This is a genomic window from Corynebacterium striatum ATCC 6940 (assembly GCF_000159135.1).
GTDB classification, from domain to species: Bacteria; Actinomycetota; Actinomycetes; order Mycobacteriales; family Mycobacteriaceae; genus Corynebacterium; species Corynebacterium striatum.
In genome coordinates this window covers 131,286-136,957 of the sequence record NZ_GG667521.1, presented here as the reverse complement: position 1 = coordinate 136,957, position 5,672 = coordinate 131,286, and the positions used below count along the sequence as shown (strand labels likewise).

At 56.0% G+C, this 5,672-nt stretch carries 6 protein-coding genes and 1 pseudogene; all 7 read right to left on the bottom strand.

Annotated features, from left to right (window positions below):
* Positions 1 to 154: 154 nt before the first annotated feature.
* The 7 genes and pseudogenes from HMPREF0308_RS05775 to HMPREF0308_RS13640 all read right to left on the bottom strand — a co-directional run bounded on the left by HMPREF0308_RS05775 (position 155) and on the right by HMPREF0308_RS13640 (position 5,624).
* Positions 155 to 691, bottom strand: a complete 537-nt coding sequence (locus HMPREF0308_RS05775; protein WP_005529631.1) for a ParB N-terminal domain-containing protein — start codon at positions 689 to 691, stop codon at positions 155 to 157.
* A gap of 47 nt (positions 692 to 738) precedes the next feature.
* Positions 739 to 1,479 (bottom strand): phosphoadenosine phosphosulfate reductase domain-containing protein, encoded by a 741-nt coding sequence (locus HMPREF0308_RS13245; RefSeq protein WP_005529629.1) that lies wholly within the window; start codon positions 1,477 to 1,479, stop codon positions 739 to 741.
* Positions 1,467 to 2,267, bottom strand: a complete 801-nt coding sequence (locus HMPREF0308_RS05765) for a DNA adenine methylase (RefSeq protein WP_005529627.1) — start codon at positions 2,265 to 2,267, stop codon at positions 1,467 to 1,469. Before HMPREF0308_RS05765 ends, HMPREF0308_RS13245 begins: the two co-directional genes overlap by 13 nt.
* Positions 2,268 to 2,850: 583 nt before the next feature.
* On the bottom strand, positions 2,851 to 3,732 hold the full coding sequence (locus HMPREF0308_RS05755; RefSeq protein WP_005529624.1) for a hypothetical protein: 882 nt from the start codon (positions 3,730 to 3,732) through the stop codon (positions 2,851 to 2,853).
* Positions 3,732 to 4,106 carry a hypothetical protein gene (locus HMPREF0308_RS05750; RefSeq protein ID WP_005529622.1) on the bottom strand — a complete coding sequence of 125 codons (375 nt, stop codon included), beginning with the start codon at positions 4,104 to 4,106 and terminating at the stop codon, positions 3,732 to 3,734. The genes HMPREF0308_RS05755 and HMPREF0308_RS05750 overlap by 1 nt, the downstream gene beginning before the upstream one ends.
* Positions 4,107 to 4,826: 720 nt before the next feature.
* Complete coding sequence (locus HMPREF0308_RS14450) at positions 4,827 to 5,384, bottom strand: type I-E CRISPR-associated protein Cas6/Cse3/CasE (RefSeq protein ID WP_005529618.1); 558 nt, start codon at positions 5,382 to 5,384, stop codon at positions 4,827 to 4,829.
* A gap of 135 nt (positions 5,385 to 5,519) precedes the next feature.
* A pseudogene (locus tag HMPREF0308_RS13640) lies at positions 5,520 to 5,624 on the bottom strand.
* Positions 5,625 to 5,672: the final 48 nt, after the last annotated feature.

Below are 5,672 nucleotides of genomic sequence, written 5' to 3'. Positions count from 1 at the left end.
TGGTAGTAGGATGCGCCTTGCATGCGTAGCTCGTATGCTTTGCGGCGACGTTCTGCGATGACTGCTTTCGTGTTGTCGGCGTGTAGGCGCGGCATAGCTAAACCTCCTGGGTCTAAACAATCAACCAGGAAGATTACACAGGCAGGGGCGTTGTCTAGACCTCGGAGACAGTCACGCCCTCAGCCAGTAGGCGGGATTTGATGCGTTGCTGTTCCTCCGCCGTGTCGCATTCAATGAGCAGGTTAAAGCCATCTGGTTTGGGGTCTGCTGGCCTGCCCGGTACTTCCTCGTCCAAGTCATCCAGGGCTTCGAGCATGGCATCCAGCTCGTCGCGGTCAAAGCCGGTCGCCTCAAGGTCTGGAAGTTCGGTGAGCAGGTTAACCAGTTCTTCCACCTCGTAGGTGGCGACATCGTTGGCACGATTATCCACTACTACCACGCGTTTCGCCGCGTCCGCGTCCAAGTCCACCAGGTGCACATCTACCGTGTCCCAGCCTAGGCGTTGAGCCGCCATGACTGTATGATTCCCGGCCAAAATTACGTTAGTGAGTTCCGGCTCTTTACCACCCGCATTAACCACTACCGGCTTGTATTGGCCCAGGCGCTGCAATGATTCGGCGATGAGGTCAATGTCGCCCCGGCGCGCATTACCGGGGTAGAACTTCAACTGGGAGATTGGGGTCATAGTCATGCCCCACAGCCTAAAAGGCGCGGGGCATTGTTCAACACCTTAGCTACTTAACATCTGCAAACTATATCGCCGTAATAGGCTGCTTCCCACTCGGCGCGCCCCTTCTCTGCCCCACGGACACCACCTAGTGACGAAACGCGGAGCCAACGACGATCACGTCGTCCGCCATAAGACATGGCGTATGCCGGATGTACTGGAAGGTCATATTTGTGGAGGTAGGCGAAAACATCAGTAGCTGACCACTCCCCGATTGGGCGGCATGCCCTGGCGCTCATACCTTTCCACCTGGCTTGCGATATGCGGCGGACGCGTGATTCTTCTGCCCTAATTCCCGAAATATGACGGTCTCCAAAGCGTTGGGCAGCTTCGTCAAACCCAGCGCGGCTGGTGCGTTTTGTAGATGATTCTTCAAGGTTGTTGTCCCACCAGCGTTGTGCTGACGCTGGTACGGAGATTTCGTGGTAGTCCACCTGCGCACCGTATTCTTCGAGGAATGCATCGCGGACTGTTGGGCAGTCTGGGTTTTCCCACTTATCGACGCGTACCCACACGAGTGGGAGGGTGAGTCCGCTGGTGGCGGCCATGTGAGCAACGACTACGGAGTCTTTGCCCCAGCTTGTGGATACGTAGCATCCGCCTTGTGCTGCGAATTCACGAATCATTTCGCGACCGTGCTCGGCTAGGTCATCGAGGGGTAGGCGAGTTGCTAGGAGTCGGTCGTAGCGGGCGAGTTCATCCCAGGCTTTTTGGTCTGCTGTGGTGATTCTGGGTGATTCTATGAGTGGCATGGTTTCACCCACACTGTTTCTGTGCGCTTTGCCATTGGTGTTCCGCGTCCGCCTGCGAATGCTGGGTATTCGTGGCGCTCCCAGTCTTCGAGTGCGGCGTCGTAGAGTGAGCTGCGGTAGCCAGAGAGAATAACCTTCGCTGGGATGCCTGTAATGACGTCGAGGAGGTTCTCGTGGTCCTCTTCGGTCATGTCGTAGGGATAGGATGAGCCGGAACGTGTGCGTGGAAGGTATGGCGGGTCTAGGTATAGGAGTGTGCTTTTTGCCCTCCCATACTTTTGAATCATTTTCAAGGCATCACGCTGGTCGATGCTGACTCCTGATAGGCGGTCGGCTACGGGTTGTATGCGGTCGGCCATGCGTGCCATTTGCTCTGGGAAGCTGATGGAGCGCGGTTGGTAGGTTACGTATTTTGCCCACATTCCGCCGTGCTGTGTCGTGCGGGTGGTGCCCTGCCACAGTTTTGTGAGTGTGCGGCGCGCCCATTCGACTGGGTCATCAGACTTGGGCTCTGCCACCGCGGCGTAGTATTCCTCGTGGCTGTGTGGGGTGAGCCGCATTGCTTGTTCGAGTTCTGCGGGGTGGTCTCTGATGACGCGCCAAAGATTAGCAATGGAGCCGTCGCGGTCGTTGATGGTTTCGGCGACGGAGCGGGGTTTAGCGAGTAGGACAGACAGTGAGCCTGCGTAGGGTTCGACGTAGTGGGTGTGGTCGGGTAGCAGGTCAATGATTTTGGGGGCGAGGCGTGATTTTGACCCTAGGTATGGGAAGGGTGGTTTTAGGCGCATGGTGTTCTTTCTGTGGGGTGCCAGTAGGGGGCGCGGGTGCGCATGGGTTGGCCGTGGGGGTCAGGTAGTGGGCGCTGCTTCCACCCATCAGCAGGCCCAGGTGTTATTTCCCACTCGGCTACTTTGCCGAATCCGTTACGGTGCCTAGCCCCAAGGTTCGTTACGATACCCAGTAGGCTACGTAGTTCATCCTCGTTGGTTATGGTGGCGTGCCAGCTGATTTTCCGGTGGTAGGTAGTAGATAGTGTGGTGTTGCCTGCTTTGGTGGGGCCTAGGCCACTGTGGTGCTCTTTCGCTTTAGTGAAAAGTGCCATTGCTCCGGTAGCGGGGCGGCGGCGTATCTCCGTAGCTGAGTAGTGCGAAGTATCAAAGATTGGGGCGCTTACTTTCCATCCCCACACCCCATCTTGCTCCCACTTTTCTAGCGGTAGTGGAAAGTCGGGGGCATGGTCATCACTGATTGGCTCTAGCTCTTCGCCGCGTTCCATAGCGCGCTGCGCACAGGCCCACGCCAGCGCACCATCCAATGGCCCCACATGCCCAATAGTGGGTGTAAGCATATGGGCGGTAATTGTGACGTTCATTATCCCAACTCCGCTAGCAGTGCCCGAATATCCTCCGCATGTTCCTCAGTATGCTTAGCCCACTGCTGATAATCAGCGTGGAAATCTGGGGAACCATCGAATGAATCGGAGTCACCAATCGTAATGTCAGCGTGCCCGAAGCCTTGGGCATTCTTTGCGCCCAGTGTGGTGTGCCCGTCCGGTGCCCATAGGTGCAGGGCAGCACCCAGGGCGGTGCGGTGTGCTTCGGTTGCTGCTGGGGTTAGTGATACTTCTCCTACCAGTCGTGAGCCGGAGATGAGTACCTGCGTATCCCAAATCATTTGTGCCGTCGTGAGCTCGCCTGTGGCGATTTCAATGAATTTTCCGGCTGGGGTGGCGGCTTGGTCGTGGCGGGTGCCGAATTCCTCGCTACGGAAGTGTGCGGCAGGCTTGAGGGTGGTGTCGGTTAGGTCGAGGCGGTCGGCGTTTTCTGCACATACCAAAATGAGGTCTGTAGCCCACATGGTGCCGGTGATGATGTCACTTTTAGCGGCGTAGCCAAGCATGGCGAGGGCCGGGAAGTTCTCTTCAACGCGGCGCATCATGTCAAGGTCGGTCTTAGCCCCGGTGGAGGATACCGCGCCGCCGGTAAACAGCAGGTCTACCGCGCTCTTAGTTAGCGATGCAGGTTGCAGGTCAATCAGACGTGCAGTTTCCCAAGCAAGGGCGTTACGCAGCGCATGGCGAAGTGACGCGGCAGACAGGAATGGCACGTGTGCCACGTGCCCATCGGGCTGCACCACGTCGTGAGTGCGTAGCAGGCTGGTATTTCCAGCACTTCCTGCACCGTGATGGAACGGGCTGGTTAGGGTTGCGTTGATCTGGAATACAGTTGGGTGGGTTGGGGTGAGGGTGGTCATCACTTTGCTTCCTTTGCGGTCTTGCGGGCGGCTTGAATCTCGGAGTTTTCTACACGGGCAATAGCCACGATGTACACGATGTTTTGGGCGATGTGTCGCGCCCAGGCGGCGTAATCCATATCAATGATCTGGCCTGCTTCAATGATGCGTTCGGCACCGCTTTTTGATAGCGCAGGAATTTGCAGCTTTCGGCAGGCGATGGTTACAGCCTGCCCAAAGTTGGCGGCACCCGCAGCAGCGGTTTCTACGGCGGTGGTGGCGCGAAGGTTCCAGAAGTCAAGGCGTGAGGGGCCATCGTCGGTGAGTGAATCACGCAGCGCAAAAATTAGGCTGATGGTTGCCAGGTCAAGGTCTTCAAGGGTTGGGGTATGCATGAGTATCCTCCATGATTGGTTTGGTGATGCACCACAGTGCAAGGTTTGTTATGGGGCTGGATTGGTAGGGGCGTAAACGCTGGGAGAGTTCACGCCAGGTGGCGAGATCTTCCGTGGTTTTTAAGTATTGTGGTTCGCCTGTCTTAATCGCCTCCACCGGTACACCTAGGCGGCGTAGGGCTAGACAGGTGGTGAACACGGTTCGGAATTGCTCTGGCGTGGCGGTGATATTGGTGGCCTCCATACGCACTTTCCACTTCCCTGCGCCCCGATTGGTTTGGACGTATGGGAGAACATGTTTCTGCCCGGACTCTGCAATGCTGACAACCCATTCACCCGCTGGGGGGTTAAGCAAGATATCAATGATGGGCCGTGTGTTTGCCCGGTTTGTTAGGCACAGGCCAGGGCCACCTGCGTACGCTTTTTCGTGCGAGGGTGGTAGGTTCTCGCCGGGTGCGGCTACCCATGACCATAGGCGCGGAGATGTACGACCAGCACCACTACAACACCAGAGTGAGGCCTTGCCTACACGGCCGCTGTGGCAAGCCCACAGTGACTGATCCGTGAAGTTATCGCCCAAGGCTTTAGATGCATCGGCAGTAATCTCGGAGTACTCACCCGTGATAGAGCAGATACCCGGTTCTGGTTTGAGTAGCTTTCCTTTGGAGCCGTTCACGTCTGGTTGACCGGCTAGGTTCCAGATAAGGGTTAATGCTGCGGTCATAGTTCCTCAACAATCAATAATCCACATCCGTATGCTTTCCCACTACCGATGCCCGATTCCATGAGTGTCTGTAGGGCATCTTGGTCTTTTACTGTTGCGCGACCGGTAAATAGAATTCGGTGGTGGATGGTCTGCATGTCTGGTTTCTTGCCCTTAGCTGGGGGCAGGCGTGTGCCATCGATACTGTGCAGATTGAGTGCGTTGCCTACGCGTCGTTGTAGCCACTCGTTCCATTTTTCTGGCGGGGCTGGCGTTTTCTTTCCGCGTTTATTGGGGCCTTGGTACTGGCTTAGTATTGGGTTTCCGATTAGCGCATAATTAATGCGGGCGGATGCAGCCGGTATTTGAGTTGGGAGTGTGACGGCTTGTGTGACTCCTCTTATGGCTTTAATCCAATCAACCGGGGTTTCGTGTCGTACTACGAGGTGTTTAGTGTCCGGACTTGCCCAAAGTACTGGCTTACCGTCTGTTGCGTGTAGGAGTGTTCGATGGACGGCTTGTGAGTCAAATGCAATCCGCGTAGTGCGGTTAAGGCTTAGTGTTGTGGTTAGCACTATTCGTTTCTCTTTAATGTTCTATTTTGGTCGATTAGGGGTTGCAGGGTCACAGTGCCGTTGTGTGGTGAAAGTCAGGAAAACCACTGGTTATGCCCTTACATCGCCCAGATGAGGCAGGCGACTACAGCCCCTTGGTGTGCACGGGTGGGGTTGAACCACCATCAATCACGTGTTGGGGTGCATCCAATTGTCATGCACCCTAATCCGGTGTGCTTTGCCGGGTTAAGCTACGTGCACTATTTTTTACCCCTACTAGCCGATAAGCTGCACAAGGATGTTTACCAG

Excerpts from the sequence above, each read along its gene's own strand:
- HMPREF0308_RS05755 (WP_005529624.1), bottom strand. The coding sequence starts at position 3,732 with ATGACCACCCTCACCCCAACCCACCCAACTGTATTCCAGATCAACGCA.
- HMPREF0308_RS05765 (WP_005529627.1), bottom strand. The coding sequence starts at position 2,267 with ATGCGCCTAAAACCACCCTTCCCATACCTAGGGTCAAAATCACGCCTC.
- HMPREF0308_RS05750 (WP_005529622.1), bottom strand. The coding sequence starts at position 4,106 with ATGCATACCCCAACCCTTGAAGACCTTGACCTGGCAACCATCAGCCTA.
- HMPREF0308_RS13245 (WP_005529629.1), bottom strand. The coding sequence starts at position 1,479 with ATGCCACTCATAGAATCACCCAGAATCACCACAGCAGACCAAAAAGCC.
- HMPREF0308_RS05775 (WP_005529631.1), bottom strand. The coding sequence starts at position 691 with ATGACTATGACCCCAATCTCCCAGTTGAAGTTCTACCCCGGTAATGCG.